25 protein-coding genes are annotated in these 26,133 nt (G+C 68.6%); 16 read left to right on the top strand and 9 right to left on the bottom strand.

Features of this window, described 5'->3' with window-relative positions:
- Positions 1-17 precede the first annotated feature (17 nt).
- Together ACU5AP_RS02395 and infB are read left to right on the top strand one after the other, a co-directional pair.
- Positions 18-692, top strand: a complete 675-nt coding sequence (locus tag ACU5AP_RS02395; protein ID WP_046652765.1) for an RNA-binding protein — start codon at positions 18-20, stop codon at positions 690-692.
- A 110-nt stretch (positions 693-802) separates the two neighbouring features.
- Complete coding sequence (gene infB / locus ACU5AP_RS02390; RefSeq protein WP_446680746.1) at positions 803-3,790, top strand: translation initiation factor IF-2; 2,988 nt, start codon at positions 803-805, stop codon at positions 3,788-3,790.
- An 89-nt stretch (positions 3,791-3,879) separates the two neighbouring features.
- Here the strand turns inward: infB and ACU5AP_RS02385 are convergent, their stop codons facing one another.
- Positions 3,880-4,626 (bottom strand): SAM-dependent methyltransferase, encoded by a 747-nt coding sequence (locus ACU5AP_RS02385; RefSeq protein WP_128719242.1) that lies wholly within the window; start codon positions 4,624-4,626, stop codon positions 3,880-3,882.
- A gap of 140 nt (positions 4,627-4,766) precedes the next feature.
- Between ACU5AP_RS02385 and ACU5AP_RS02380 the strand changes: the two genes are divergently transcribed.
- The 6 genes from ACU5AP_RS02380 to pnp all read left to right on the top strand — a co-directional run bounded on the left by ACU5AP_RS02380 (position 4,767) and on the right by pnp (position 10,238).
- The gene (locus ACU5AP_RS02380) at positions 4,767-5,297 is read left to right on the top strand and encodes a hypothetical protein (RefSeq protein WP_128719243.1); all 531 of its coding nucleotides are present in this window, start codon (positions 4,767-4,769) and stop codon (positions 5,295-5,297) included.
- Between the two features lie 17 nt (positions 5,298-5,314).
- Complete coding sequence (locus tag ACU5AP_RS02375) at positions 5,315-6,013, top strand: DUF2459 domain-containing protein (protein ID WP_128719244.1); 699 nt, start codon at positions 5,315-5,317, stop codon at positions 6,011-6,013.
- Positions 6,014-6,079: 66 nt separating this feature from the next.
- Positions 6,080-6,532 (top strand): 30S ribosome-binding factor RbfA, encoded by a 453-nt coding sequence (gene rbfA, locus ACU5AP_RS02370; protein ID WP_046653043.1) that lies wholly within the window; start codon positions 6,080-6,082, stop codon positions 6,530-6,532.
- A gap of 3 nt (positions 6,533-6,535) precedes the next feature.
- Positions 6,536-7,468 carry a tRNA pseudouridine(55) synthase TruB gene (gene truB / locus ACU5AP_RS02365; RefSeq protein WP_003166643.1) on the top strand — a complete coding sequence of 311 codons (933 nt, stop codon included), beginning with the start codon at positions 6,536-6,538 and terminating at the stop codon, positions 7,466-7,468.
- A gap of 12 nt (positions 7,469-7,480) precedes the next feature.
- Positions 7,481-7,750 (top strand): 30S ribosomal protein S15, encoded by a 270-nt coding sequence (gene rpsO, locus ACU5AP_RS02360; RefSeq protein WP_003166644.1) that lies wholly within the window; start codon positions 7,481-7,483, stop codon positions 7,748-7,750.
- Positions 7,751-8,009: 259 nt separating this feature from the next.
- The gene (gene pnp / locus ACU5AP_RS02355) at positions 8,010-10,238 is read left to right on the top strand and encodes a polyribonucleotide nucleotidyltransferase (RefSeq protein WP_040346467.1); all 2,229 of its coding nucleotides are present in this window, start codon (positions 8,010-8,012) and stop codon (positions 10,236-10,238) included.
- 156 nt (positions 10,239-10,394) lie between these two features.
- Here pnp and ACU5AP_RS02350 read toward each other — a convergent pair whose 3' ends face one another.
- Positions 10,395-10,769, bottom strand: a complete 375-nt coding sequence (locus ACU5AP_RS02350) for a hypothetical protein (protein ID WP_128719245.1) — start codon at positions 10,767-10,769, stop codon at positions 10,395-10,397.
- Between the two features lie 67 nt (positions 10,770-10,836).
- Positions 10,837-11,562, bottom strand: a complete 726-nt coding sequence (rph, locus tag ACU5AP_RS02345) for a ribonuclease PH (protein WP_446680745.1) — start codon at positions 11,560-11,562, stop codon at positions 10,837-10,839.
- A 44-nt stretch (positions 11,563-11,606) separates the two neighbouring features.
- Here rph and ACU5AP_RS02340 point away from each other — a divergent pair, with 44 nt between their 5' ends.
- Genes ACU5AP_RS02340 through grpE form a run of 3 tightly spaced genes read left to right on the top strand, consistent with a single transcriptional unit; the run spans position 11,607 to position 13,875 of the window.
- Complete coding sequence (locus ACU5AP_RS02340; RefSeq protein ID WP_223850642.1) at positions 11,607-12,161, top strand: GNAT family N-acetyltransferase; 555 nt, start codon at positions 11,607-11,609, stop codon at positions 12,159-12,161.
- Positions 12,158-13,252, top strand: a complete 1,095-nt coding sequence (gene hrcA / locus ACU5AP_RS02335) for a heat-inducible transcriptional repressor HrcA (protein WP_003166648.1) — start codon at positions 12,158-12,160, stop codon at positions 13,250-13,252. The genes ACU5AP_RS02340 and hrcA overlap by 4 nt, the downstream gene beginning before the upstream one ends.
- Positions 13,249-13,875 carry a nucleotide exchange factor GrpE gene (gene grpE / locus ACU5AP_RS02330; RefSeq protein WP_046653048.1) on the top strand — a complete coding sequence of 209 codons (627 nt, stop codon included), beginning with the start codon at positions 13,249-13,251 and terminating at the stop codon, positions 13,873-13,875. Before hrcA ends, grpE begins: the two co-directional genes overlap by 4 nt.
- 134 nt (positions 13,876-14,009) lie before the next feature.
- Here grpE and ACU5AP_RS02325 read toward each other — a convergent pair whose 3' ends face one another.
- On the bottom strand, positions 14,010-14,915 hold the full coding sequence (locus tag ACU5AP_RS02325; protein ID WP_128719249.1) for a dienelactone hydrolase family protein: 906 nt from the start codon (positions 14,913-14,915) through the stop codon (positions 14,010-14,012).
- Between the two features lie 73 nt (positions 14,916-14,988).
- A complete protein-coding gene (locus ACU5AP_RS02320; RefSeq protein WP_446680744.1) occupies positions 14,989-15,636 on the bottom strand; it encodes an alpha-ketoglutarate-dependent dioxygenase AlkB in 648 nt (215 codons plus the stop codon).
- Positions 15,637-15,922: 286 nt separating this feature from the next.
- Between ACU5AP_RS02320 and dnaK the strand changes: the two genes are divergently transcribed.
- The 3 genes from dnaK (at position 15,923) to dapB (ending at position 19,973) form a co-directional block, all read left to right on the top strand.
- Positions 15,923-17,830 carry a molecular chaperone DnaK gene (gene dnaK / locus ACU5AP_RS02315; RefSeq protein ID WP_003166651.1) on the top strand — a complete coding sequence of 636 codons (1,908 nt, stop codon included), beginning with the start codon at positions 15,923-15,925 and terminating at the stop codon, positions 17,828-17,830.
- A gap of 191 nt (positions 17,831-18,021) precedes the next feature.
- On the top strand, positions 18,022-19,227 hold the full coding sequence (gene dnaJ, locus ACU5AP_RS02310; RefSeq protein WP_046653051.1) for a molecular chaperone DnaJ: 1,206 nt from the start codon (positions 18,022-18,024) through the stop codon (positions 19,225-19,227).
- Positions 19,224-19,973: a 4-hydroxy-tetrahydrodipicolinate reductase gene (gene dapB, locus ACU5AP_RS02305; protein WP_076224433.1), complete on the top strand. Its 750-nt coding sequence runs from the start codon at positions 19,224-19,226 to the stop codon at positions 19,971-19,973. The genes dnaJ and dapB overlap by 4 nt, the downstream gene beginning before the upstream one ends.
- Positions 19,974-20,052: 79 nt before the next feature.
- Here dapB and ACU5AP_RS02300 read toward each other — a convergent pair whose 3' ends face one another.
- From ACU5AP_RS02300 to coaBC, 3 genes are read right to left on the bottom strand one after another with little or no spacing between them, the layout of a single operon-like run.
- Positions 20,053-20,454: a BLUF domain-containing protein gene (locus ACU5AP_RS02300; RefSeq protein ID WP_076224485.1), complete on the bottom strand. Its 402-nt coding sequence runs from the start codon at positions 20,452-20,454 to the stop codon at positions 20,053-20,055.
- A 48-nt stretch (positions 20,455-20,502) separates the two neighbouring features.
- Complete coding sequence (gene dut / locus ACU5AP_RS02295) at positions 20,503-20,952, bottom strand: dUTP diphosphatase (protein ID WP_003166655.1); 450 nt, start codon at positions 20,950-20,952, stop codon at positions 20,503-20,505.
- A gap of 17 nt (positions 20,953-20,969) precedes the next feature.
- Complete coding sequence (gene coaBC, locus ACU5AP_RS02290; protein WP_446680743.1) at positions 20,970-22,193, bottom strand: bifunctional phosphopantothenoylcysteine decarboxylase/phosphopantothenate--cysteine ligase CoaBC; 1,224 nt, start codon at positions 22,191-22,193, stop codon at positions 20,970-20,972.
- A 133-nt stretch (positions 22,194-22,326) separates the two neighbouring features.
- Between coaBC and ACU5AP_RS02285 the strand changes: the two genes are divergently transcribed.
- Positions 22,327-22,839 carry an S-type pyocin family protein gene (locus ACU5AP_RS02285; RefSeq protein WP_128719253.1) on the top strand — a complete coding sequence of 171 codons (513 nt, stop codon included), beginning with the start codon at positions 22,327-22,329 and terminating at the stop codon, positions 22,837-22,839.
- 11 nt (positions 22,840-22,850) lie between these two features.
- Here the strand turns inward: ACU5AP_RS02285 and ACU5AP_RS02280 are convergent, their stop codons facing one another.
- On the bottom strand, positions 22,851-23,714 hold the full coding sequence (locus ACU5AP_RS02280) for a glutamate racemase (RefSeq protein WP_128719254.1): 864 nt from the start codon (positions 23,712-23,714) through the stop codon (positions 22,851-22,853).
- A 121-nt stretch (positions 23,715-23,835) separates the two neighbouring features.
- On the opposite strand from ACU5AP_RS02280, the gene ACU5AP_RS02275 reads away from it, so the two are divergent.
- Positions 23,836-26,019, top strand: a complete 2,184-nt coding sequence (locus ACU5AP_RS02275) for a M3 family metallopeptidase (RefSeq protein WP_128719255.1) — start codon at positions 23,836-23,838, stop codon at positions 26,017-26,019.
- Positions 26,020-26,133 lie beyond the last annotated feature (114 nt).

The following is a 26,133-nucleotide window of genomic DNA, read 5'->3' as shown; positions in this document are numbered from 1 at the left end:
GGGAGCCGCAGCCGTCCATGAGGTCGTCCGAGACGTTGATCGATAGGGATCGTCAGGACCTGGCGTCGCGCCAGGCCCTTGATGAATCTCGCCTGATCCGTTTCGTGGCGGCCCCGGACGGGGCGGTGGCGCCCGATCTGGGGCGCAAGCTTCCGGGGCGCGGCCTGTGGGTCGCGGCCGATCGCGCCTCGCTTGAGGCCGCGATCAAGAAGAACTTGTTCGCGCGGGCGGCCAAGGCGCCGTTGAAGCCCGCCGCGGACCTGCCTGATGTGGTCGAAAGCCTGCTGGTTCGGCGCTGCCTGGACCAGCTGGGTCTTGCCCGGCGCGAAGGCGTGCTTATCTCTGGGTTCGAGAAATGCGCTGCGGCGATCCGCAGCGGCCGCGCCGCCTGGCTGATTGAAGCCGCCGACGGCTCGGCCGATGGGCGCGGCAAGCTTCTGGCCCTCTCCAGACACGCCTCGCCCGCCCCCGAAATCTGCGGGGCTTTCAGCGCGGACGATTTGAGTTTGGCCCTTGGGCTGGAAAATGCGATACACGCCGTCCTGCTGCAAGGCGGGCGGGCCGATCGCTGGACCATGGAGGTTCAGCGGCTGGCGGGATTTCGACCTCTCTGTCCCCAGAGCTGGAACCGGGCGGGGCCCGAACACGGCGCAGAGGACGACCGGAGCGCGGCTCCGGAAGGAGAGCCTTAGGGTTTGAGCGGCTGCGGGCCTGTTTCCGAAACAACGGAGGCGGGGCCGCATTCTGCTATGGGTGATTGAGAGACGAAGGCGGAATTCTCCGCCCTGAGTAAAGCGACCGGATGAGCGACGAAAACAACAATTCCAACGACGGCAAGACTCCTGCCAACACGCCTTCGCAAACGGGGCCGCGCGCGCCGTTGAGCCTGAAGCCGCGTGCGGCGGGCTCGGTCTCGACCGGCACGGTGAAACAGAGCTTCAGCCACGGCCGTTCCAAGACCGTCGTCGTCGAGACCAAGCGCCGCGCCGGCCCGCAGGGCGGGCATCAGCGTCCGCAGGGCTTCGACGTCGCGCGTCCGCGCCCCGAAGGCGGCGCGCCGCGTTCGGCCGCGCCGCGTCAACCGGCCGGCGGCGCCCTGTCGCCCGAGGAACAGGAGGCGCGTCGCCGCGCCATCGCCCTGGCCACGCAACAGGCCGCCGAGCGCGAACGCAAGGCGGTCGCCGCCAAGGCCGCCGCCGAGGCCGCCGAGCGCCAACAGGCCGCCGCCGTCGAGGCCGCCGCCGCCAAGGCCGCGGCTGAAGCCGCCGCCGCCAAGGCCGCAGCCGAGGCCGCCCGCGTGGAGGCCGCCAAGCTGAGCGCAGCGGCGCCCGCCCCCACGCCGGCCAAGCCTGCCGCGCCGAAGGTTGAAGCGCCCAAGGTCGAGGCTCCGAAGGTCGAAGCCAAGCCTGAGCCGGCCAAGCCGGCGGCCCCGGCCGCGCCCAAGCGCCCGGCCGTCAACTTCGGCCAGCGCGCGCCCAAGATCCCGACCGGCCGCGCGCCGCTGGAGCGTCCCGCCTTCGGCGGTCGTTCGGCTCGCGAACAGGCCATGGGCGACGGCGAGCGTCCGCAGGCCCGTGAACAGGCGCCGCGCGAAGGCGGCCGCGATGGCGCCGAGCGTCCTGCGCGTCCGGCCCAGACCGTCCGCTATTCGGCGCTGAACCCGCGCCCGGCCCCCGGCGCCCGCACCGGCGCGCCCGGCGCTTCGCGTCCCGGCGCCCGTCCGGCCCCGAACCAGCCTCCGGCCCAGCCCGAAGTGGCGCGCCCCAGCCGCGCCGGCGGCGGCTTCGCCCGTCCGGCCACCGGCCGCGAGGACGATCGCGAGAAGCGTTTCGCCGACAACGCGCCCGGCAAGGCCGTCAGCCGCACGCGCGGCGAGCCCAAGCGCCGCGAAGGCCGCCTGACCATCCATTCGGTGGCGGGAGGCGACGAGGACGCCGTCGAGCGCATGCGCTCGCTGGCCTCGGTGCGCCGTGCTCGCGAACGCGAGAAGGAAAAGCGCCGCGGCGGCTCGACCGAGACGCCGAACCGTCCGCGTGAAGTGGTCATCCCCGACACCATCACCGTCGGCGAACTGGCCAACCGGATGGCCGTGCGCGGCGTCGACATCATCAAATTCCTGATGCGTCAGGGCCTGATGATGAAGATCAACGACGTGATCGATTCCGACACCGCCGAACTGGTGGCCGAGGAATACGGCATGGCCGTCAAGCGCGTGTCCGAATCCGACGTTGAAGAAGGCTTCATCGCCGACGCCGACGACGCCGACGCGGGCGAGATCCGCGCCCCGGTCGTGGCCATCATGGGCCACGTCGACCACGGCAAGACCTCGCTTCTGGACGCGCTGCGCACCACGGACGTGGCGGGCGGCGAAGCCGGCGGCATCACCCAGCACATCGGCGCCTATCAGGTGCGCCTGGCCGACGGTCAGCGCATCACCTTCCTGGACACGCCGGGCCACGCGGCCTTCTCGGCGATGCGGGCGCGCGGCGCCAACGTCACCGACATCGTCGTCCTGGTCGTGGCGGCCGACGACGGCGTCATGCCGCAGACGGTCGAGGCCATCCAGCACGCCAAGGCGGCGGGTTCGCCGATCATCGTGGCGGTCAACAAGATCGATAAGCCGGACGCCAATTCGCAGAAGATCGTCAACGAGCTGCTTCAGTATGAAGTCATCTCCGAGAGCCTGGGCGGCGACACGCAGATCATCGAGCTGTCAGCCAAGGAGAAGATCAACCTCAACGGTCTGACCGACGCCATCCTGCTGCAGGCTGAAGTCATGGACCTGCGCGCCAACGCCGACCGTTCGGCCGAGGGCGTGGTCATCGAGGCCAAGCTGGACAAGGGCCGCGGCCCGGTCGCGACCGTCCTGGTCAAGCGCGGCACGCTGAAGCGCGGCGATATCGTCGTGGCCGGTTCGGCCTGGGGCAAGGTTCGCGCCCTGCTGAACGAGCGCAACGAGCAACTGCCTGAAGCCGGTCCGTCGGTTCCGGTCGAGATTCTCGGCCTGGACGAGGCGCCGTCGCCGGGCGACGTCTTCGCCGTGGTGGAATCCGAGGCCCGCGCCCGCGAACTGACGGAATACCGTCAGCGCGTGAAGCGCGAGAAGACCCAGGTCTCGGGCGGTTCGCTGTCGCTGGTCGACATGATGTCGAAGCTGCAGTCCAAGAAGGTCAATGAACTGCCGGTCCTCATCAAGGCCGACGTTCAGGGCACGGCCGAAGCCATCGTCGGCTCGCTGGACAAGATGGGCAACGACGAGGTCCGCGCCCGCACCGTCTATTCGGGCGCCGGCGGCATCACCGAGAGCGACGTCAACCTGGCCAAATCGGCCGGGGCGCCGATCCTGGGCTTCAACGTCCGCGCCTCGAAACAGGCGCGCGACCTGGCCGAGCGTGAAGGCGTCGAGATCCGTTACTACTCGATCATCTACGACCTGCTGGACGACATTAAGGGCGTGCTCTCGGGCATGCTGGCTCCGCTCCAGCGCGAAACCTTCCTGGGCAACGCCAAGGTGCTGCAGACCTTCGACATCACCAAGGTCGGCCGGGTCGCGGGCTGCCGCGTCACCGAGGGCGTGGTCCGCAAGGGCGCGCGCGTCCGCATCATCCGCGACGACGTGGTGGTGCTGGAGCTGGGCGTGCTCAACACGCTCAAGCGCTTCAAGGACGAGGTCAACGAAGTGCCTTCGGGTCAGGAGTGCGGCATGCAGTTCGCCGGCTTCCAGGACATCAAGGAAGGCGACTACATCGAGTGCTTCACCGTCGAAGAGATCAAGCGCACCCTGGACTAGGACGCTTGAGCCTCACGGCCTGAAACATGAAGGGCGCGGTTTCCACGGAAGCCGCGCCCTTTGTCTTTGGGATGAGCGGGTGAGTGAGGTCAGGTCTCGACGGCGGACTTCAACGCGCCATCCGCGAAGGTCAGGGTGAAGCGCTGAACCGGCGTCGCGGCGTTCGCCTGAAGCTCAATCTCCAGCCGTTCTCCGCACAGTTCGGCGCCGAGCAGGTCGACCTCAATCTCCCCCAGCCAGGCGCGGCCCGTGACCTGCTGATAGGTTTGCTCCAGCTCCAACCGGCACGGCGTTCCGTCGGCGCCCGTCCAACTCCATTGACCTGCGACCGAGGCGGGAACCGTCCATTTGTAGATGTAGCCGTCGGCGACCTTGATCCGCTCGTCGGCCTGCCAGTCGCCCATGTCGAAGGCGTGGGAGACGATGCGGGCGCCGGGCTTCAGCTGGCTGAGCAGGCGCGGGCGCAACTGCACATTGATGGACTGAAGGAGATAGAGGCTGACCACGGTGGCCTCGCGGACATCGACGCTGAACAGGTCTTCCTCGCGGAAGTCGACCATGTGTTCGACCCCGGCCCAGCCGGCGAACTCCATGGCGTCGGCGATCCGCAGGGGGTCGACGTCGACGCCGACGCCGCGCGCGTCGCGATCGCGGGCGGCGGCGATGACGATGCGTCCGTCGCCGCAGCCGAGATCATACAGACGATCGCCGGGACCGACGCCCGCTAGACTCAGCATGGCCTCGACCGTGTCCTCCTCGGTCGGCACGAAGGGCACGGCGAGGTAGTGATCCGGATCCTGGGCGTAGTTGTCGATGTCGAAGGGGTCTCTGAACACGGTCTTGGGTCATGTAGCGGGGGGAGGGGTAATCATGACGGATCGACCGCCGTCTTTCCACTCGATGGGCTTCATCTGAAGCCCGCTTGGCCTTAGGGTTCGGCTCTATCGCGTCGGGGGGCGCTAATGAATGGGCCGCCATGCCTCGTCCTGACCTGTCTCTGCTGCTGATCGTCGCCGGCCTGGGCGCCCTAGCGACGCCGGCGATGGCCGATACTCGTTTCCTGTCCTTCGATGCGCGCGACCGCGCCACCCAGGCCCTGACGCGCGGGGTGACGCTGGAGGTCGAGCGCGGCTGGTTCGGCGCCACTTCGGTGAGGAACCTGTTCTCTTCGACCTCGCGCGGGTCGGCCCGGTTCGAGCGCGGCGGGCCGGATCAGGTGCGGCGCGTCCTGCCGCAGGGGGCGGCGGACGGCGGGGTCTACACCATCACGACCGACGGCGACGGCCGCGCCCTGTCGCGCGCCCTGTGCCCCGGCTCGGACGAGGCCTTCATCGTCGTCGGACGGGTGCGCACCGGCCATCCCCTGACGATCGAGACGGTCGGGCGCTGGGCCGACGGCCAGTTCCGTCACTGCGTCACCCTGAACTACGACTATCGCGGCGAATGGGCGACGATGCAGGGCTCTTCGCCCGCCCGCGACGTCCCCGCCGCCTTCGGGACCAACTAGGCGGCGCGGAGGTGCTGATGCGCTGGAGCCTCGCTGTCCTGATCGGCCTGCTGGCCGGGGTGTGGACGGCGCAGCGGCCGGGCGATCCAGCGTTGTTCCCCGCCGCATCGTCGGAGACGGCGATTGTCGTCCATCTGCTCGACAACGGCTTTCACACCGACCTGGCCGTGCCGCGCGCGGCGCTGGCGACGGGCGACGACGCCCTGGCGCGGGCGGTGCGGGCCCTGCCGCCGGGCGACTGGGTGCGGATCGGCTGGGGCGACTCCGTCTTCTATGTCGAACAGGGGGCGATCAGCGGCCGCCTGCCCGACGGGGCGCGGGCCTTCTTCAAGCCCGGCGGCAATCCTTCGGTGCTCATGCTGGACCCCGATCCGGCCGATCCGGCGCTGTTCGCCGAGCCGGGGCGGGCGACGCTGCGCCTGTCGCCCCAGGGCTTCGCCGCCCTGCGCGCACGGGTGGCGAATTCGCTGCGGCTGGATGAAGGCGGGCAGGTGGTGGTTTCGGCGCAGAGAGACGACGACGCCGCCGTCTTCTACGCCAGCGGCGAGACCTTCTGGGTCGGGCATCTGTGCAATCACTGGATGGCCGAGGTGCTGAACGCGGGCGGCCTGCCCATGCCCATGGCCCGCAGCCTGACCTCAGGCGCGGTGATGCGGGCGGCCCGGCAGGCGGAACAGAGTGCGGCGGAACTGGACTTGAACGACGCAGGCGACTAGACCCCGCCCCTTCGCGTTTCAGAGCCGGCGTCCGATCCCCGGCGGCGCGAGCAGGAGGAGCCCACGATGGCCCGCAAGCAACACACCCGCAACGCCAGCGGCCCGCTGGGGCCGTCGCAGCGCCAGCTGCGCGCCGGCGAACTGATCCGCCACGCCCTGGTCGACGTCATGCGCGAGCATGAGATTCACGATGAAGCCCTGGTCGGCGTCTCCGTCACCGTGACCGAGGTGCGGATGAGCCCGGACCTGCGGCACGCGACCTGTTTCGTCGAACCGCTGGGCGCCGGCGTCGACGCCGCCGAAACGACGGGTCACGAGAGCGAGATCATCAAGGCGCTGAACGACCATGCCAAATTCCTGCGTGGCCAGCTGGGCCGCCGCATCGACATGAAGTTCACGCCGGACCTGAAATTCCGCCACGATGAGAGCTTCGACACGGCCAGCCACATGGACCGCCTGTTCAACGATCCGCGCGTGCGCGCCGATATCGAACACGCTGACGACCAGGGCGAAGACTGAGTTATGGCACGACGCAAGAAGGGCGATCTCGTCAACGGCTGGGTGTGCCTGGACAAGCCCTATGAGATGGGTTCGACCGAGGCGGTGACGAAGATTCGTCGCCTGTTCAACGCCCAGAAGGCGGGCCATGCGGGCACGCTGGACCCGCTGGCCTCGGGCATCTTGCCCATCGCGCTGGGGGAGGCGACCAAGACGGTGCCCTTCATGATGGAGGCGCAGAAGGTCTATCGCTTCACCATCCACTGGGGCATTTCGACCGACAGCATCGACCGCGAGGGCGAGATCATCGCTCGTTCCGACGTGCGCCCCTCGGTCGAGGCGGTGAAGGCCGCCCTGCCGTCCTTTGTCGGCGAGGTCGACCAGACGCCGCCGGCCTTCTCGGCCGTACGGGTCAATGGCGAGCGCGCCTATGATCTGGCGCGGGCGGGGGTCGAGGTTGAACTTCAGTCCCGTCGCGTGACCATTCATGAGGCGGCGGTGACGGCCGCGCCCGACGCCGATCACGTCGAGATCACGATGCGGACGGGCAAGGGCGTCTATGTCCGATCCCTGGCGCGCGACCTGGCGATCATGCTGGGCGCCGAGGGCCATGTCTCGGACCTGCGGCGCGAGCGGGTGGGGCCGTTCTCGGTCGACAACGCCGTAACGCTGGATTTTCTGGAAGAGTTGGCGCATAAGGGCGCCGCCTTTGAGGGCTTGCTGCCCGTTTCGACCGCTCTGGACGACATCCCGGAGTTGGCCGTGACGGATCAGGACGCCCTCTCTCTGAGGCAGGGACGGCCGATCGTTCTGCTCCCCCGACAGATTGAAACCCTCAAGGACCGGCTGCCCGCCGGCTCGCGGCTGGTTTCGGTCTTCGAGGGCGGAACCCTGGTCGCGCTCGGCAATCTCAGGGCCGGTCGGCTTGAACCCGATCGTGTTTTCAACCTCCCATAACGGAGAACTCTGATGTCGATTACGGCTCAACGTAAGGCTGAAGTCATCGCCGACAACGCTCGCTCGACGGGCGACACCGGTTCGGCGGAAGTCCAGGTCGCGATCCTGACGGAACGCATCGCCAACCTGACCGAGCACTTCAAGACCCACAAGAAGGATAACCACTCGCGTCGTGGCCTGCTGAAGCAGGTTTCGCAGCGTCGTCGCCTTCTGGACCACCTGAACAAGACCGACAGCGCCCGCTATCAGGCGCTGATCGCCAAGCTGGGCCTGCGTCGCTAAGGCGCGCCCGGTTGCGGATCGGATAATTCCACGAGGCGCGGGCGGACACGTCCGCGCCTCGTTCCGCTCCTAGACTACGCTTTCCCGCGCGCCGCGGGTCTTACCGGCGCAACCGACGCGAGGGCCTGAAATCCGGTCCTCAATCACCCGCCCGGCCGCGATGTCGCGGTCAGGTCAACGGGGACCGTTAAGGACTGAACGGCCTGACGCTCCGCACACCCCCGACGGGAATACGCCCGCGGGAGACGAAAGACGAAACATGTTCGATATCAAACGCAAGACGATCGAGTGGGCCGGACGCCCCTTGACCCTCGAGACGGGCCGCATCGCCCGTCAGGCCGACGGCGCCGTGCTGGCGACCTATGGCGAGACCGTGGTCCTGGCCACCGTCGTCTACGGCCGTCAGCCCAAGCCGGGCCTGGATTTCTTCCCCCTGACGGTCAACTACCAGGAAAAGACCTTTGCGGCCGGCAAGATCCCGGGCGGCTACTTCAAGCGTGAAGGCCGTCCGACCGAGAAGGAGACCCTGGTCTCCCGCCTGATCGACCGCCCGATCCGCCCCCTGTTCGTCAAGGGCTTCAAGAACGAGACCCAGGTCATCGTCACCGTGCTGCAGCACGACCTTGAGAACGATCCCGACATCCTGGGCATGGTCGCCGCCTCGGCCGCTCTGACCATCTCGGGCGTGCCCTTCATGGGCCCGATCGGCGCCGCGCGCGTCGGCATGATCGACGGCGAGCTGGTGCTGAACCCGGCCATCGACCAGATGGGCGAAAGCGCCCTGGACCTGGTCGTCGCGGGCACGCAGGACGCCCTGATGATGGTCGAATCCGAAGCCAAGGAGCTGTCGGAAGAGAAGATGCTCGAGGCCCTGATGTTCGCGCACGCGGGCATGCAGCCGGTTATCGACGCCATCATCGATCTGGCCGAGCACGCCGCCAAGGAGCCGTTCGACTTCCAGGCCGAAGACCACTCGGACGTGGTCGCCTCGATCAAGGCGCTGGTCGGCGAAGAGATCAAGGCCGCCTACGCCCACCCGGGCAAGTATGACCGCCGCTCGGGCGTCGACGCCGCCAAGAAGAAGGCCGCCGAGGCCCTGGTGAAGACCGACGAGAAGCCGGAAGGCGTCGACTCGTCCAAGTTCTCGGCCGCGTTTAAGGAATGCGAAGCCGACGTCCTGCGTCGCGACATCATCGAGAACAGCCACCGCGTCGACGGCCGCGCCCTGGACAAGGTCCGCGCCATCGTCTCGGAAGTCGGCGTCCTGCCGCGCACCCACGGTTCGTCGCTGTTCACGCGCGGCGAAACCCAGGCCCTGGTCGTCGCCACCCTGGGCACCGGCGAGGACGAGCAGTACATCGACAGCCTGACGGGCACCTACAAAGAGTCCTTCCTGCTGCACTACAACTTCCCGCCCTATTCGGTCGGTGAAGCGGGCCGCATGGGCTCGCCGGGCCGTCGCGAAATCGGCCACGGCAAGCTGGCCTGGCGCGCCATCCGCCCGATGCTGCCGTCGAAGGAAGACTTCCCCTACACCATCCGTCTGGTGTCGGAGATCACCGAGTCCAACGGCTCGTCCTCGATGGCCACGGTCTGCGGTTCGTCGCTGGCCCTGATGGACGCCGGCGTACCGCTGGCCCGTCCGGTCTCGGGCATCGCCATGGGTCTGATCCTGGAGCCGTCGGGCGAGTTCGCCATCCTGTCGGACATCCTGGGCGACGAAGATCACCTGGGCGACATGGACTTCAAGGTCGCGGGCACCTCGGAAGGCATCACCAGCCTTCAGATGGACATCAAGGTCGCCGGCATCACCAAGGAAATCATGCAGCAGGCTCTGACGCAGGCTTCGGCCGGTCGTCTGCACATCCTCGACGAAATGTCGAAGGCGATGGAGGCTCCCCGCGCCGAGCTGGGCGAGTTCGCGCCCAAGATCGAATCCATCAAGATCGCGGTCGACAAGATCCGTGAAGTGATCGGTTCGGGCGGCAAGGTCATCCGCGAGATCGTGGAAAAGACCGGCGCCAAGATCGACATCGGCGACGACGGCACCATCAAGATCGCCGCCAACGAGCAGGAAAAGATCGAAGCCGCCAAGGCCTGGATCCAATCCATCGCCTCGGAGCCGGAAGTCGGCACCATCTACACCGGCAAGGTCGTGAAGGTCGTCGACTTCGGCGCCTTCGTGAACTTCTTCGGCGCCAAGGACGGCCTGGTCCACGTGTCCCAGATCGCCCTGGAACGCGTCGCCAACCCGGCCGACGTCCTGTCGGAAGGCCAAGAGGTCAAGGTCAAGTTCCTGGGCTTCGACGATCGCGGCAAGACCAAGCTGTCGATGAAGGTCGTCGATCAGGAAACCGGCGAGGACATCACCGACAAGATCAACGCCGAGCGCGCTGAACGCGGTGAAGCTCCGCTGTCGGAAGACACCGGCGGCCGTCCCAAGGGCGACCGTAACGGCGGCGACCGCGGCCGTCGCCGTCGCGACTAAGCCTCGGCGTTATCGCTGAACTGAAGAAGGCCCCGGCGGAGCGATCCGCCGGGGTCTTTTTTGTGCGCTATCGCTCGCGACGCGGTCGCGCGCTGTTTGAGCGCGCTTGAGGCGATACAGAACGCGGCGTCATCCCTCTCCCAACAGGAGAGGGAGCTAGCCCTTGCACTCTTTCGGCGGGGTTTCGCCGTCGCGGGTCCACATCGCGCAGGAACGATCGATCTCGCCCTGGATCACGTCGCAGGGGTTGGAAGCGTGGCAGGGCGGGCGGGTCGCGGGGCTGACGGTGATGCAGCGCTGGACCAGGCGGGCCGAAGCCGCTTCGCCTAGGGTCTCAAGGCAGGGCCGGTCGTCGATCGGAACCGGCTGGGGCGCCATGTCCGGGCCTTCGGGCAGGCGGGCCTCGGGCTCGCGGGCGGGGGAAGGCGCGGGCGTCGGGGCCGGCGCGGAGGCCGCCGGCTCCGGGCGCGGCTGGCAGGCGGCGAGCAGGCCGCCGAGGATCAGGCAGGCCAGAAGGGGCGGTCGGGTCATGCGGGGCTCCGGGATCGGGGTTCGCCTTTGCAACGACGATGGCCCCGATCCGGCTCCGCGAAAAGCCTTATCGGCGGGCGGCCTCGACGGCGGCGCGCTGCAGGGCGAACAGTTCGGTGCAGCCGATTTCGGCCAGTTCGAACAGGCGGTCGAACTCGGCCCGGCTGAAGCCGCGCTTCTCGCCGGTGGCCTGGATTTCGACGATCTGGCCCGCGCCGGTCAGGACGAAGTTGCTGTCGGCCTCGGCGGTGGAGTCTTCCTCATAGTCGAGGTCCAGCACCGGCAGGTCGTTGAACACGCCGCAGGACACGGCCGCCACCTGATCCAGGATCGGATCGGTCGTCAGCACGCCCTCGTCCTTGAGGTAGTTGAGCGCCGAAGCCATCGCCACCCAGGCGCCGGTGATGGAGGCGGTGCGCGTGCCGCCGTCAGCCTGGATCACGTCGCAGTCGATCAGCACCTGACGCTCGCCCAGCGCCTTGAGGTCGACCACGGCGCGCAAGCTGCGGCCGATCAGGCGCTGGATTTCCTGGGTGCGGCCCGACTGCTTGCCGGCGGCGGCTTCGCGGCGGCCGCGCGTGTGGGTGGCGCGCGGCAGCATGCCGTATTCGGCCGTGACCCAGCCCTGGCCGGTGTTGCGCATCCAGCCCGGCACCTTCTCCTCGATCGAGGCCGTCGCCAGCACCTTGGTGTGGCCGAAGGACACCAGGCACGAGCCCTCGGCGTAGCGGTTGACGCCGGTTTCCAGCGTGACGGTGCGGAGTTGTTCGGGGGTGCGTTCGGACGGGCGCATGGGAATTCCTTGGAAGCGGGATGGCGCGTGCTTATCCTGAAACCATGAGCCTGTCCCGCCCTGACCCGTCTGTCGTGCGTCTTCGTCCGGCCGTGGCCGCCGACGCCGCGATCCTGGCGCGCTGGGACACGGCGCCGCATGTCGTCGCCTGCCTGACCGACGACCCCGACCAACACGAGGCCGCCGACTGGGACGAGGAGCTGGCTGCGCAGTCCGACGTCTTCCGCTACTTCATCGCCGAGGTCGACGGCCGTCCGATCGGCGCCATGCTGGACATCGACCCGGCGGGCGAGCCCAACGGCTATTGGGGCGAGATCGAGCCGAACCTGCGCGCCCTCGATATCTGGATCGGCGAGGCCGACGCCCTGAACCGGGGCTATGGCGCGCAGATGATGACCCAGGCGTTGGACGCCTGTTTCGCCAGGCCGGGTGTCGAGGCCGTGGTGATCGATCCGCTCAACTCCAACACGCAGGCGCATCGTTTCTATCAGCGGCTGGGCTTTCGGCCGGAGGGGCGACACGTCTTCAACGGGACGGACGACTGCCTGGTCCATCGCCTGACCCGCGCGGACTGGGCGGCGCGGAGGATGACGGCATGAGCCTGCTGCATCCCTCGCCGGGCCTGGCGACGCTGGACGCGCGGGCGCGCGACATCTTTCGGCGGGTGGTCGAGAGCTATCTGGAGACGGGCGAGCCGGTGGGGTCGCACACCCTGTCGCGCGCCGGGCTGGACCTGTCGCCCGCTTCGATCCGCAACACCATGCAGGCGTTGACGCAGGCCGGGCTGCTGGCCTCGCCGCATACATCGGCCGGGCGGGCGCCGACCCATGCGGGCCTGCGGCTGTTCGTGGACGGCCTCTTGGAAGTCGGCGACATCGGCCAGGAGGAGCGGCGCGAGATCGACGCCCGGCTGGCCGTTCTGGGCGCCAAGGGCGGCGGCCGCAATGTCGAAGAGGCGCTGGATGCGGCCTCGTCCCTGCTGTCGGGTCTGGCGGGCGGCGCGGGCATCGTCGCCAGCCCGGTGCGCGAGGCGGGGGTGCGCCATGTGGAGTTCGTGGCCCTGGGCGGCGGACAGGCGCTGGCCGTGCTGGTCGCCGACGACGGGGTGGTCGAGAACCGGCTGATGAACCTGGCGCCGGGCGTCACGCCTTCGACCCTGCAGGAGGCGTCGAACTTCCTCAGCGCCCGGCTGAAGGGCCGTCCGCTGGCCGAGGCCCGGCATGAGATGAAGGCCGAGATGGAGGCCGCCCGGCGCGATCTGGACGCCGCCGCCGCCCGCCTGGTCGAGGACGGGCTGGCGGCCTGGAGCGGCGGCGCGGGCGGCGCAGGCCACGACCGCAACCTGATCGTGCGCGGGCGCGGCAATCTATTGCAGGACGCCCGCGCGGCCGAGGATCTGGAGCGGGTGCGCGTCCTGTTCGACGATCTGGAGCAGAAGGAGCAGTTGATCGGCCTGCTGGACGACGTCGGCGCGGCTCAGGGCGTGCGCATCTATATCGGCGCGGAAACGCGACTCTTTTCGCTTTCGGGTTCCGCCGTGATCGCGGCGCCCTATATGTCGGGCCGGCAGCGGGTGCTGGGCGCCATCGGCGTCATCGGACCCGCGCGGTTGAACTACGCCCGTGTCATCCCGTTGGTGGACTATACCGCCCGGGTGCTGGGCCGGATTCTGGACGGACAAGAGACGTGAACGACATCAACGACGAGACCCGGGATCAACTCGAGCAGGACATCAAGGAGTCCGAGGCGGATGCTGCGGCGGAAGGCGCCGACGGCGACATGGCTGTGGTCGACGCCCTGATCGCCGAGCGCGATCAGTGGAAGGACCGCGCCCTGCGCGCCGTGGCCGAGGCCGAGAACGTCAAGCGCCGCGCCGAGACGCAGCAGAACGACGCCCGCGCCTACGCCATTCAGCGCTTCGCCAAGGATCTGCTGAGCGTGGCCGACACCCTGGAGCGCGGTCTGGCGACGGCGCCGAAGGATGCGGACGGTCCGGCGGCCGCCATGGTCACGGGGCTGGAGCTGACGCAGAAGTCCCTGCTGTCGGCCTTCGAGGCCAACGGCCTGACCCGCGTCGATCCGGCGCCGGGCGACGCCTTCGATCCGCACCTGCATCAGGCGATGATGGAGCAGCCTTCGGACACCGTGCCGGGCGGGGCCGTCATCCAGACGCTGCAGCCGGGCTACGCCCTGTTCGGCCGCACCGTGCGCGCGGCCATGGTGGTGGTCGCGGCCAAGGGCTCGGGCGCCGCGGCGGGCGGCGCCTATGCGGACCCGAACACGACCGGCGGGAATTTCGACGCCAAGGCCTGATGGTCTTCGCACGCTGAAACGAGGACGGCCCGGCGCAGACGCGTCGGGCCGTTTTTCTTTGCTTGGCTTCCCGCACCGCGCTTGCGGCCAAAGCACTGGGCCCCGGCGTCCGCCGGGGCGAGCGGAAGGAAGGGTCAGTTCTTCAATCTCGTATCGAACAGCGCCAGCAGCCGCCGCCAGCCGTCCCTCGCATCCGCCTCGCGGTAGGATGCGCGATAGTCGGCGTGGAAACCGTGCGGGGCGTCGTCGTAGAGGACGATCTGGCTGTCGTTCCGGCCGGCGGCCTTCAGGGCGTCGTTCATCGCCTTGACCGTGTCGTTTGGAATGCCGCTGTCTGCACCGCCGTAGAGGCCCAGCACGGGGGCTTTCAGCTCGCCCGCCAGGTCGATGGGCCAGGGGCGGCCCGCCGTCTTCTGTTCGTCAGTGGCCGTGGCGGCGGGGGACAGGCGGCCGTACCAGGCGACCCCGGCGTCCAGCGTCGGGAAGCGGGCCATGGCCTGCCACACCACCTTGCCGCCCCAACAGAAGCCGGTGATCCCGACCTTGTCGGCCTTGGCCCAGGGCTGGGCCCCGATCCAGTCCAGCGTGGCGCCGATGTCGCCCATCACCTGGTCGTAGCCGGCGGCGGCGACGATGCGCTGGATCGCCTGCATGTCGCTGAGCGGGGCGGGATCCTGGACGCGAACGAAGAAGGCGGGGGCCACGGCCGCATAGCCCGCCTTGGCCAGGCGGCGGCAGACGTCGCGGATGTATTCGTGCACGCCGAAGATCTCGGACACGACGATGACGACGGGGAAGGGGCCGGCGCCTTCGGGTCGGGCGACATAGGCGGGCAGGGCGAAGCCGTCGGGCGCCGGATAGGCCGCGTCGGCCGTGATCAGGCCCGCCGTGTCGGTGGCGATCGGCTGGGCCGACTGGCTGAGGGCGGCGGGAGCGTAGGCGGCGAAGAACAGGCCGCCCGCCGTCGCTGCGCCCAGGCTGCGGCGGCTGGGGGCGATCTGGTCGGGGCTCAGGCCCTCGGGCCGGGTGATCAGGGTCATCTCGGGTCTCCGGTCGGCGCTGTGGAAGGCGTGACAGTGCCCCGGCTTTTTGTGCGCCGTCGAGTCTTTCCGCCTATCCCGCGACCCTCAGGGTCAGGTTGACCCGCCCGCCGCCGGGCAGCAGCCGCGACGAGCCCGCCAGCAGTCGGTCGATCCCGTGACGCGCCAACCGCGCTGGGCCGGTCAGGGCGCAGACGTCGCCGGAGGCCAGGCGCACGGCGGCGGTCGCGCCGCCCTCGGCCGGGCCGATGCGGAACACCGCCGTGTCGCCCAGGGAGATCGACAGCACGGGCGCCGTCAGATCGCGCTCGTCCCGGTCCTGATGCAGCCCCATCTTCGCCTCGCCCTGATAGAGGTTGACCAGACAGGCGTCGGGCGGCGTGGGCCAGCCGGTCAGGGCGTCCCACAGGCCCAGAAGCCGGGGCGGAATGGCGGGCCAGGGCGCGCCGGTCACCGGATGGGTCGGCTGATAGCGATAGCCTTCGCGGTCCGACACCCAGCCCAGGGCGCCGAAATTGCTCATCCGCACCGAGAAGGGCCGCCCGCCCGGCGTGACGGGGCGATAGAGGGGCGCCGCCTCAAGCCCTCGCCGCACTTCGGCCAGCAGTTCGGCCTGTTCAGCGGCGTCCAGCAGGCCGGGCCACAGGCGAAAGCCGGGCAGGGCGGTCGGCGCTTCCCTCAGCTCTTTTCTGGACGGTTGCGGGCTGTTTTGCGGGATCATCGGCCGAATTTAGCGGCGCCGGGCCGCCTTGTCCGCCATAAGGCGCGGAATCTGGCCGGAACCGGGCGGAAGGCCTTGCAGCCCCTGCGGTCTTTCCCATATCCGAGCCAATCCGGCGATAACCCCCTTTTCGTTAGGGGTTTGTCCGCCGACCCCATCCACCGCCGAACCGGGCGTCGTCCGGCGAGGCAAAATCTCAAAAGCCCAACTGGGGGCGGTCACGCGCGGCGCTTGATTTTCCGAGGCCGCCGCATCGCCCGCCGCAAGGAGTGAAAAAGACAAGCCCATGGCCAAGATCATCGGCATCGACCTCGGCACGACCAACTCGTGCGTCGCCGTCATGGACGGCAAGAACCCCAAGGTCATCGAAAACGCCGAAGGCGCCCGCACCACCCCGTCGGTGGTCGCGATCCAGGACGGCGGCGAAATCCTCGTCGGCCAGCCTGCGCGCCGTCAGGCGGTGACCAACCCCGCCAACACCTTCTTCGCCATCAAGCGCCTGATCGGCCGCAACTATGACGATCCGGTGGTGGCCAAGGACAAGGGCATGGTGCCCTTCGAGATCGTCAAGGGCCCGAACGGCGACGCCTGGGTCCAGGCGCACGGCAAGGACTATTCGCCCCAGCAGGTCTCGGCCTTCACCCTGGGCAAGATGAAGGAGGCCGCAGAGGCCTATCTGGGCGAGAAGGTCACCCAGGCCGTCATCACCGTTCCGGCCTACTTCAACGACGCCCAGCGTCAGGCGACCAAGGACGCCGGCAAGATCGCCGGTCTGGAAGTCCTGCGCATCATCAACGAGCCGACCGCGGCCGCCCTGGCCTATGGCCTGGAGAAGAACGACGGTCAGAAGATCGCCGTCTACGACCTGGGCGGCGGCACCTTCGACGTCTCGATCCTGGAGATCGGCGACGGCGTGTTCGAGGTGAAGTCGACCAACGGCGACACCTTCCTGGGCGGCGAGGACTTCGACCTGCGTCTGGTCGACTACTTGGCTGACGAGTTCAAGAAGGAGCAGGGCGTCGACCTGCGCCAGGACAAGCTGGCCCTGCAGCGCCTGAAGGAAGAGGCCGAAAAGGCCAAGAAGGAGCTGTCCTCGACGACCCAGTACGAGGTCAACCTGCCGTTCATCACCATGAACGCCTCGGGCCCGCTGCACCTGAACATCAAGCTGTCGCGCGCCAAGCTGGAAGCCCTGGTCGACGACCTGGTTCAGCGCACCATCGAGCCCTGCGCCAAGGCGCTGAAGGACGCGGGCCTGAAGGCCTCGGACATCGATGAAGTGGTGCTGGTCGGCGGCATGACCCGCATGCCGATGGTTCAGGAAGCCGTGAAGAAATTCTTCGGCAAGGAGCCGCACAAGGGCGTGAACCCCGACGAGGTCGTGGCCCTGGGCGCCGCCGTTCAGGCGGGCGTGCTGCAAGGCGACGTCAAGGACGTGCTGCTGCTGGACGTGACTCCGCTGACCCTGGGCATCGAGACCCTGGGCGGCGTGTTCACGCCCCTGATCGAGCGCAACACGACGATCCCGACCAAGAAGGCCCAGGTCTTCTCGACCGCTGACGACAATCAGTCGGCCGTGACGATCCGCGTCTTCCAGGGCGAGCGCCCGATGGCCGCCGACAACAAGGTGCTGGGTCAGTTCGACCTGATGGGCATTCCGCCCGCGCCGCGCGGCATGCCGCAGATCGAGGTCGCCTTCGACATCGACGCCAACGGCATCGTCCACGTGACGGCCAAGGATAAGGCGACGAACAAGGAGCAGTCGATCCGCATCCAGGCCAACGGCGGCCTGTCGGACGCCGACATCGAGAACATGGTCAAGGAAGCCGAAGCCAACGCCGCGGCCGACAAGGCCCGCAAGGAGCTGGTCGAGGCCCAGAACGGCGCCGACAGCCTGGTCCACTCGACCGAGAAGGCTCTGGCCGAGCACGGCGACAAGATCGACGACGCGACCAAGGCGACCATTCAGTCGGCTCTGGACGATCTGAAGTCGGCCAAGGACGGCACGGACCCCGAGGCCATCCGCGAGAAGACCAACACCCTGGCTCAGGCCTCGATGAAGCTGGGCGAGGCCATGTACGCCGCCCAGCAGGGCGGGGCCGACGGCGCCGCTGAAGGCCAGCCCGCCGACGACGGCGTGGTCGACGCCGAGTTCGAGGAAGTCTCGGACACGGACGAGAAGAAGGACGCCTAAACCGGCGCCCCGCTGATGTTCGGCCCCGCTTGCCAGACGGCAGGCGGGGCCGTTTCATGAAACTTGCATCATTCGACCGGGCGCCCATGTCATCAGGCAGGCCGTCGGTCATCCGCGAACGGAGCGCCTCCAGATCAAGAGAGGCCGAACAGAACCCTGGCGCGGCGGGAAAGTAAGAGGACGAACGCCTGATGGCGCAACGTGACTATTACGAGATTCTGGGGGTCGAGCGGACGGTCGATGCGGCCGTGCTCAAGAGCGCCTATCGCAAGCTGGCGATGGAGCATCACCCCGACCGCAACGGCGGCTCCGAAGAGTCCGTGGCCCGCTTCAAGGAAATCTCCGAGGCCTATACCGTCCTGTCGGACGAGCAGAAACGCGCGGCCTATGACCGCTTCGGCCATGCGGGCGTGGGCGGCGGCGCGGGCGGGGGCAATCCCTTCGGCCAAGGCGGCCAGGGCTTCCACGACATCAATGACATCTTCTCCCAGGTCTTCGGCGACGCTTTCGGGGACGCGTTCGGCGGCCGGGGCGGCGGCGGACGCCAGAACCACGGGCCGCGTCGCGGCTCGGACCTGCGCTACGACCTCGAGATCACCCTGGAGCAGGCCTATAAGGGCGCCGAGGTCGAGATCGCCATCCCGACCCTGATGACCTGCGAGGTCTGCGACGGCTCGGGGGCCAAGGCGGGCACCAAGCCGACCATCTGCAACACCTGCGGCGGCGCCGGGCGCGTGCGCCAGGCCAACGGCTTCTTCCAGGTCGAGCGCACCTGCCCCCGCTGCGGCGGCTCGGGCGAGATGATCGCCGACCCCTGCACCACCTGCCGGGGCCACGGCCAGGTCCGCAAGACCCGCAAGCTCAGCCTCAAGGTGCCGGCGGGCGTGGATGACGGCTCGCGCATCCGCCTGTCGGGCGAGGGCGAGGCCGGCCAGCGCGGCGGGCCGCGCGGCGACCTCTATGTCTTCCTGTCGGTGCTGCCGCATGAACTGTTCGAGCGCGACAACCTGGACCTGCTGGTCACGGTGCCGGTGCCGATGACGGTGGCGGCCCTGGGCGGCATCGTCGACGCCCCCTGTCTTGTTTCCGACGCCTGCGACGGCAAGTGCAAGGCGGCGGTCGAGGTGCCTGCGGGCGCCCAGACCGGCAAGACCGTCCGCATCAAGGGCAAGGGGATGCCGCACCTGAACGGGCGCGGCCGCGGCGATCTGGTGGTCGAGCTGTTCGTGGAGACGCCGACCGATCTGACCGCGCGTCAGAAGGAGCTGCTGTCCGAACTGGCCGCCTCCCTGGGCGAAACCCAGACGCCCCGCAACACCAGTTTCGCGGGCAAGGCCAAGCGTTTCTGGGCCGACATCCTGGGCGGCGACGCCGATAATCCGAAAGAGACCGCGTGAGCGACATCTTCCACGCCGGCATCTCCGGCGCCAGGGGCCGCATGGGCCGCGCCGTTTCTCAGGTTCTGGACGCCCGCGAGGACGTGGTGGTGGCCGCCCGTTTCGATCGCGGCGAGACGGTCGATCTGAAGCTGTGCGACGTCATCATCGACTTCTCGACGCCCGAGGCTTCGGTCGCCCTGGCCAAGGCTTGCGCTGCTGCGGGCGGACCGGCGCTGGTCGTCGGCTCGACCGGCCTGACGCCCGAGCAGGAGGCCGAGATCGAGGCCGCCGCCGATAAGATCGCCATCGTCATGAGCGGCAACTTCTCCCTGGGCGTGAACATCCTGATCGGCCTGGTCGAGCACGCGGCCCTGCGGCTGGATGCGCGCGACTGGGACATTGAGGTGCTGGAGACCCATCACCGGCGCAAGGTCGACGCTCCCTCGGGCACGGCCCTGATGCTGGGCGAGGCGGCGGCCAACGGCCGTGGCCGCGACCTGAAGGAACTGCGCAGCGCCCCTTACGACGGCATCACCGGCCCGCGCGAAACGGGCAAGATCGGCTTCGCCTCCCTGCGGGCGGGCGGGGTGATCGGCGACCACACGGTCATGTTCGCTTCGGAAGACGAGATGCTGACCCTGTCGCATTCGGCCATGGACCGCAGCCTGTTCGCCAAGGGCGCCGTGGCCGCCGCCGCCTGGGTGCGCAACCGTCGCCCTGGTCTCTACGACATGCAGGACGTGTTGGGCTTCCGTCAGGCTTGATGCCGGGGGGGCGCTGGCGCGCCCCTGAGTTATCGCTCGCCGCGCAGCGGCTCGCTGCTTGAGCGCAACGTCCTTCCGGTCAGGCGGGTTCGGCCAGAAGGGCGCCCATGGCCGCGCGCCAGGCGCCCAGATCGTTGGAGCGGCTGTCGATCAAGCGGCGGAGCGCTTCGCACCGGCCACGCGCCGGCGCCGTCATGCCCCAAGCCGGGAAGGCGCGGCGCTCGATCTGGCCACGAGCGACGACCTCGATTTCTTCATGACGCTCATCGAAATGCAGATGGAGCATCAGAATATCCAGAGCTGTCGGCGTTCCTTCGAGAACCTGCACGAACACGCCGTCCTGCAGGGTCAGCGCGCCGGTGATGCCGTTGCGAGCGTTCAGGAAGGCGGCGATATGGACGATGTCCGTCATCGCCGACGCCTCCTCCTCCGGGGCCAGTCGCGAGCGGCTGCAATAGACGAGCTGGTCCAGCGTGTTCATGGCGATCACGCTAGACCATTATCTACGGGTGTGAAAGCAAAGTCGCGGTCAACGTCCGGTTGAGCCGAAGCCGCCGGCTCCGCGTGCGGTCTCGTCCACCGCCTCGACCTCGATCATTTGCGCCTGTTCGTATCGGGCGATGACCATCTGGGCGATGCGGTCGCCGCGCTTGATCTCGAACGGCAGCTCGCCGAGGTTGATCAGGATGACCCCGACCTCGCCGCGATAGTCGCTGTCGATGGTGCCGGGCGAATTGGGCGCCGAGATTCCGTGCTTCAGCGCCAGGCCCGAGCGCGGGCGCACCTGGGCCTCATAGCCGGGCTCCAGCGCGATCTTCAGGCCGGTGGGGATCAGCTTGCGTTGACCCGGCTCCAGCACCACGGTCTCGCCCTCGCCGAGGGCGGCGCGCAGATCCATGCCGGCCGAACCGGGGGTCTCATAGGCGGGCAGGGCCAGGCCCTCGGCGTGGGGCAGGCGTTCGACGCGGATGACGGTCATGTCGGGGAGGGTCTCTCTCAGGCCTTGAAGTGATCGGCGATGCGCAGGGCCAGCTTGCGCGCCACCTCGGTCTTGGACTGGCGCGGCCAGGGTTCGGCGCCATTCTGGGTGAACAGGGTCACGGCGTTGCCGTCCGAGCCGAAGACCTCGTCGGACACGTCGTTGCCGACGATCCAGTCGCACCCCTTGCGCGACAGCTTGGCGCGGGCGTTGGCCTCTAGGTCGCTGGTCTCGGCGGCGAAGCCGACCACCAGTTTCGGACGGCGCGGACCGGGGGCGGAGACGCCCGCCAGGATGTCGGGGTTCTCGATCAGGGCCAGGGACGGCGGACCGCCGGGCTTTTTCTTGATCTTGCCCGAGGCGACGCCGTCCACGCGCCAGTCGGCCACGGCGGCGCTCATCACGGCGATGTCGGCGGGCAGGGCGGCCTCGACGGCGGCCTTCATCTCAGTGGCGGCCTCGACCCAGACGCGGGTCACGCCGACGGGCGCGTCCAGCGCCACCGGGCCGGAGATCAGCGTCACTTGCGCGCCCAGTTCGGCCAGGGCGGCGGCGACGGCGTAGCCCTGCTTGCCGCTGGAGCGGTTGGTCAGGCCGCGCACAGGATCGATGGGTTCAAAGGTCGGTCCGGCGGTGACGACGGCGGTCTTGCCGGCCAGCGGGCGGCCGTCCGGTCCGGCCAGCAGGCGGCCGATCGCGTCGAAGATGGCGGGCGGCTCGGCCATGCGGCCCGGTCCGAACTCGCCGCAGGCCATGACGCCGTCGTCCGGCCCGACCACGGCCATGCCGTGAAAGCCGTCGAAGCCTTTCAGCCGCGCGACATTGGCCTGAACCGCCGGGTGCAGCCACATGCGCACGTTCATGGCCGGGGCCAGCAGCACCTTCTTGTCCGTGGCCAGAAGCGTGGTCGAGGCCAGGTCGTCGGCCATGCCGTTGGCCGCCTTGGCGATCAGCCCGGCCGTGGCGGGCGCCACCACCACCAGATCGGCCCAGCGCGACAGCTCGATATGGCCCATGGCCGTCTCGTCTTCCGGCATGAACAGAGCTTGCCGCACCGGATGGCCGGTCAGGGCCGCCAGCGACATGGGGGTGACGAACTCGGCCCCGGCCTTGGTCAGGACGGTCATGACCTCGGCGTCCGCCTTCTTGAGCAGGCGGATCAGCTCCAGCGCCTTATAGGCGGCGATGCCGCCGCCGACGATCAGCAGAACCTTGCGGCCGGAAAGCGAGGGTGCGGTCATGCGGAAATCTGTAGCCGCGTCGCGTGACGGCGTCGAGACAAAGCGGTCTGGTTGGTGCGGGTGTAAATGGAACATTGTCGGAACAAAAATCTTGTGCCTAACTGTGTTCGACGGAATGTCGGGAGGGGTTTCCATGCGGATGCGGGTGACGGCGGCGCTGGCCGCGACGGTGCTGGTGCTGGCCGGGTGCGACAACGGCGGTTCGGCGGTGGAGACGCGCGAGAGAAGCGCGGCCGAGCCGGTCGGCCTGACTTCGGCGGGGGCGCCGGATGCGGCGGTCGAGACGGCTGCGGTCGAAGCGGCCAAGCCGCCCGTCACCGCCAATCGGCGCGAGACCGCCGACGCCAAGGTGCAGAGGCTCTATGCGCGCAACGGCGCGGATTTCGGCGCCAAGTCGGCCGATGACTATCTTCAGAAGGTGCGGGCCTTCACCGAGGATGCGCCAAGGGGAACCGAGACGGTCAAGCGGCCGAACGGCGACACCCTTTTCTATCAGGCCTCGACCAACACCTTCGCCGTGGTGGACCGCAACGGCGTCCCGCGCACCATGTTCAAGCCCGACGACGGCCCCGCCTATTGGGCGCAGCAGAAGGAGCGAGCGCCGACCTTCGGCCAGCGCCGCAACGCGTCAGGCTCCGCCGAGTAGGGGGCGTCGGCCTAGGCCGGATCGAACGTCAGGGGCGCGCCCCAGAACTGGGCGACCAGATCCGACTGCGGGCCGGGCGTGCCCGTGGTCAAGAAGTCGCGGCGCGCCGACGCGCCCAGATCGTATTCCGGGTGGCGGTCGAAATAGCGCTCCAGAGAGTCGGCCACGGCGGCGGGCTGGCTGATGACCTGGACGCCGGGCGGCAGGGCCTGGGCGAACAGGTCGGCCACGATCTCATAGTGGGTGCAGCCCAGGATGGCCTTGTCCGGATGGCGGCCGATGCGGCGGCGCAGGGCGTCGACGTGGTCGTCGACGACCACCTTCAGCTCCTCGGGCGGGGCGCCCAGCTCGATCAGACCGGCCAGGCCGGGGCAGGCCTCGGTGAAGACGGCCAGGTCGTCGCGGCGCTTGTCGATCTCGATCTCATAGACGCGGCTCATGGCCGTGGCGGCGGTGCAGAAGACGCCGGTGATGTCGATCGCCTGCTTCTTCTCGCCCTCCAGGCGGCTTTCGCGCTCGGCCTCGAACGACCAGGGCAGGCCGGTGGCCGCCTCGATGGTCGGGACGATGATGCCCAGGACGTTGACCGGTCGGCCCAGCTTTTCGCGCATCCCCGGAATCCAGGTCTGTTGCAGACGACGCAGCGCGATGGCCGAAGCCGTGTTGCAGGCCAGGACGACCACGGAGGCGCCCGCCTCGAACAGGCGTTCGCATCCCGCGCGGGTCAGTTCGACGATGTCCTCGCCGCTGCGTCCGCCATAGGGGGCGTGGGCCTGGTCGCCCAGATAGATGAAGTCCCGCGTCGGAAAGCGGGTCGTGAGTTCGCGGTGGACCGTCAGGCCCCCCACGCCGGAGTCGAAAACGCCTATCGCCATGCAGCGGCCTTTAGCCTCGCGGGGTTTCGCCGTCCAATAGTTAGGATTAAACCGGATTTATGCGACGCCAAAAGCCCTTGCGCCGAAGGACGTCCGAAACAGCAATGGTTGGGAGACCTGGATGCACAGACGCCATCTTCTCATCGGGGGCGCGAGCCTCTTCGCCCTGTCGGGCTGCGCCTCGGCCGGGGCCGTGGAGAACGCCGTGAGCGGCGCCGTCGCCGCCCTGACGACCGCCGATGAGGCCCGCATCGCCCGCGCCGTCCTGCCGGCGACCGCGCCGCGCGCCGAGCTGCTGCAGCCCTGGACCGGTCCGTATGAAGGCGTGCCGCCGTGGGACAAGGTGACGGCGCCCAAGATGCGCGAAGCCATCCTGGAAGGCATTGAACTGCAACGCGCCGACATCGCCGCGATCGCGAACAACGCCGAAGCCCCGACCTTCGCCAACACCATGGCGGCGATGGAGATGGCGGGCGAGCCGCTGGACCGCGCCCTGAACGTGTTCAGCGTCATGACGTCGAACATCGGCGGCGAGCAGTGGGACGTTCTGGAGACCGAGCTGTCGCCGATCCTGTCGGCCGCCTCGGACGAGATCACCTTCAACGAGAAGCTGTTCGCTCGCATCAAGGCCGTGGCCGACGGCGCCGACGCGGCGGGCCTGAACGCCCAGCAGAAGCGTCTGGCCGAGCGCAGCCGTGACGCCTTCGTGCGCAACGGCGCCGCCCTGGACGCCGCCGGCAAGGCCGAGCTGGGCCGCATCAACACCGACCTGTCGAACGCCTTCACCGGCTTCGGTCAGAAGGTGGTGGCCGACGAGAACACCTGGACCGTCATCGCCGATGAGGCCGGTCTGAAGGGCCTGCCGGAATCGAACAAGGCCGCCGCCGCGGCTGCTGCGCGCACGCGCAACGTCCAGGGCTGGGCCATCGTCAACACCCGCTCCAGCGTCGATCCCTTCCTGACCTTCGCCGACGACCGCGCCCTGCGCCAGCAGGTGTGGACCAAGTTCGCCAAGCGCGGCGACAACGGCGACGCCAACGACACCAAGTCGACCATCGCCCGCATCGTCGCCCTGCGTCAGCAGCGCGCCCGCCTGCTGGGCTTCAGCAACCACGCCGAATGGCGCATGCAGGACACCATGGCCAAGACCCCGGCCGCGGCGATGGACCTGATGCAGCGCGTCTGGGCGCCGGCCAAGGCTCGCGTCGCCGAGGAAGTCGCCGACATGAAGGCGATCGCCGGCCACGACATCGAGCCGTGGGACTACCTCTACTACGCCGAGAAGGTGCGTAAGGCGAAGTATGACCTCGATCAGAACGAGCTGAAGCCCTACTTCGAGCTGCACGCCGTGCGCGCGGCCTCCTTCTACATGGCCGAGCGCCTGTACGGCTTCGTCTTCAAGCAACTGCCCAAGGGCCAAGTCTCGACCTTCGAGTCGGACGTGACCACCTATGAGGTCACGGACAAGGCCACCGGCAAGCTGATCGGCCTGTTCTACGCCGACGACTTCGCCCGTCCGGGCAAGCGTTCGGGCGCCTGGATGACGACCTACCGCTCGTTCTCGAAGCTGACCGGCTCCAAGCCGATCCTGGCCTCGAACAACAACAACTTCGTCAAGGCGCCGGACGGTCAGCCGCTGCTGATCTCGCTGGACGACGCCGAGACCCTGTTCCACGAGTTCGGCCACGCCCTGCACTACTTCTCGTCGGTGGTGACCTATCCGTCGTTCGGCAACACGCCGCGCGACTTCGTGGAATATCCGTCGCAGGTGCACGAGCACTGGGTGCTGAGCCGCCCGATCCTCGACGGCTACATGAAGCACGTCGAGACCAAGCAGCCGATGCCGCAGGCGCTGGTGGACAAGATCGAGGCCTCCTCGACCTTCAACCAGGGCTACGCCACAGTCAGCTACCTGTCCTCGGCCCTGGTCGACATGGACCTGCACACCCAGGCGACGCCGCCGACGGATATCGACGCCTTCGAGAAGGCCTCGCTGGGCCGTCTGGGCATGCCCAAGGAGATCGTGATGCGGCACCGCCTGCCGCAGTTCAATCACCTGTTCACCTCGGACGCCTATTCGGCCGGCTACTACTCCTACCTGTGGTCGGAAGTGATGGACGCCGACACCTGGGCCTACTTCGAGGAGTCGGGCGACGTCTTCAATCCGGACATCGGCGGCCGCTTCAAGTCGATCATCCTGGCGCCGGGCAACACCACGGATCGCGGCGACGCCTATCGCCAGTTCCGCGGCCGCAACCCGGACGTGGCGGCCCTGCTGAAGGTGCGCGGCTTCCCGGTTTCTTAAGTGGGCCTACCGCCCTTCGGGCTACTTGAGGCCCGTTGGGCGCCTAGGGCCGCGTCGGGTCGAGAAGGCGAAAGCCTTCTGACCGCGGCCCAACCAAAGAGGGGGCCTGGCGGA

The organism is Brevundimonas sp. RM1, assembly GCF_052907225.1.
The sequence above is the reverse complement of the archived record's forward strand: the minus strand, read 5'-3'. Positions and strand labels throughout refer to the sequence as shown.

Coding starts and splice junctions, on each gene's coding strand:
- ACU5AP_RS02395 (WP_046652765.1), top strand. CDS start 18: ATGAGGTCGTCCGAGACGTTGATCGATAGGGATCGTCAGGACCTGGCG.
- infB (WP_446680746.1), top strand. CDS start 803: ATGAGCGACGAAAACAACAATTCCAACGACGGCAAGACTCCTGCCAAC.
- ACU5AP_RS02380 (WP_128719243.1), top strand. CDS start 4,767: ATGCCTCGTCCTGACCTGTCTCTGCTGCTGATCGTCGCCGGCCTGGGC.
- ACU5AP_RS02375 (WP_128719244.1), top strand. CDS start 5,315: ATGCGCTGGAGCCTCGCTGTCCTGATCGGCCTGCTGGCCGGGGTGTGG.
- rbfA (WP_046653043.1), top strand. CDS start 6,080: ATGGCCCGCAAGCAACACACCCGCAACGCCAGCGGCCCGCTGGGGCCG.
- truB (WP_003166643.1), top strand. CDS start 6,536: ATGGCACGACGCAAGAAGGGCGATCTCGTCAACGGCTGGGTGTGCCTG.
- rpsO (WP_003166644.1), top strand. CDS start 7,481: ATGTCGATTACGGCTCAACGTAAGGCTGAAGTCATCGCCGACAACGCT.
- pnp (WP_040346467.1), top strand. CDS start 8,010: ATGTTCGATATCAAACGCAAGACGATCGAGTGGGCCGGACGCCCCTTG.
- ACU5AP_RS02350 (WP_128719245.1), bottom strand. CDS start 10,769: ATGACCCGACCGCCCCTTCTGGCCTGCCTGATCCTCGGCGGCCTGCTC.
- rph (WP_446680745.1), bottom strand. CDS start 11,562: ATGCGCCCGTCCGAACGCACCCCCGAACAACTCCGCACCGTCACGCTG.
- ACU5AP_RS02340 (WP_223850642.1), top strand. CDS start 11,607: ATGAGCCTGTCCCGCCCTGACCCGTCTGTCGTGCGTCTTCGTCCGGCC.
- hrcA (WP_003166648.1), top strand. CDS start 12,158: ATGAGCCTGCTGCATCCCTCGCCGGGCCTGGCGACGCTGGACGCGCGG.
- ACU5AP_RS02325 (WP_128719249.1), bottom strand. CDS start 14,915: ATGACCCTGATCACCCGGCCCGAGGGCCTGAGCCCCGACCAGATCGCC.
- ACU5AP_RS02320 (WP_446680744.1), bottom strand. CDS start 15,636: ATGATCCCGCAAAACAGCCCGCAACCGTCCAGAAAAGAGCTGAGGGAA.
- dnaK (WP_003166651.1), top strand. CDS start 15,923: ATGGCCAAGATCATCGGCATCGACCTCGGCACGACCAACTCGTGCGTC.
- dnaJ (WP_046653051.1), top strand. CDS start 18,022: ATGGCGCAACGTGACTATTACGAGATTCTGGGGGTCGAGCGGACGGTC.
- ACU5AP_RS02300 (WP_076224485.1), bottom strand. CDS start 20,454: ATGAACACGCTGGACCAGCTCGTCTATTGCAGCCGCTCGCGACTGGCC.
- dut (WP_003166655.1), bottom strand. CDS start 20,952: ATGACCGTCATCCGCGTCGAACGCCTGCCCCACGCCGAGGGCCTGGCC.
- coaBC (WP_446680743.1), bottom strand. CDS start 22,193: ATGACCGCACCCTCGCTTTCCGGCCGCAAGGTTCTGCTGATCGTCGGC.
- ACU5AP_RS02285 (WP_128719253.1), top strand. CDS start 22,327: ATGCGGATGCGGGTGACGGCGGCGCTGGCCGCGACGGTGCTGGTGCTG.
- ACU5AP_RS02280 (WP_128719254.1), bottom strand. CDS start 23,714: ATGGCGATAGGCGTTTTCGACTCCGGCGTGGGGGGCCTGACGGTCCAC.
- ACU5AP_RS02275 (WP_128719255.1), top strand. CDS start 23,836: ATGCACAGACGCCATCTTCTCATCGGGGGCGCGAGCCTCTTCGCCCTG.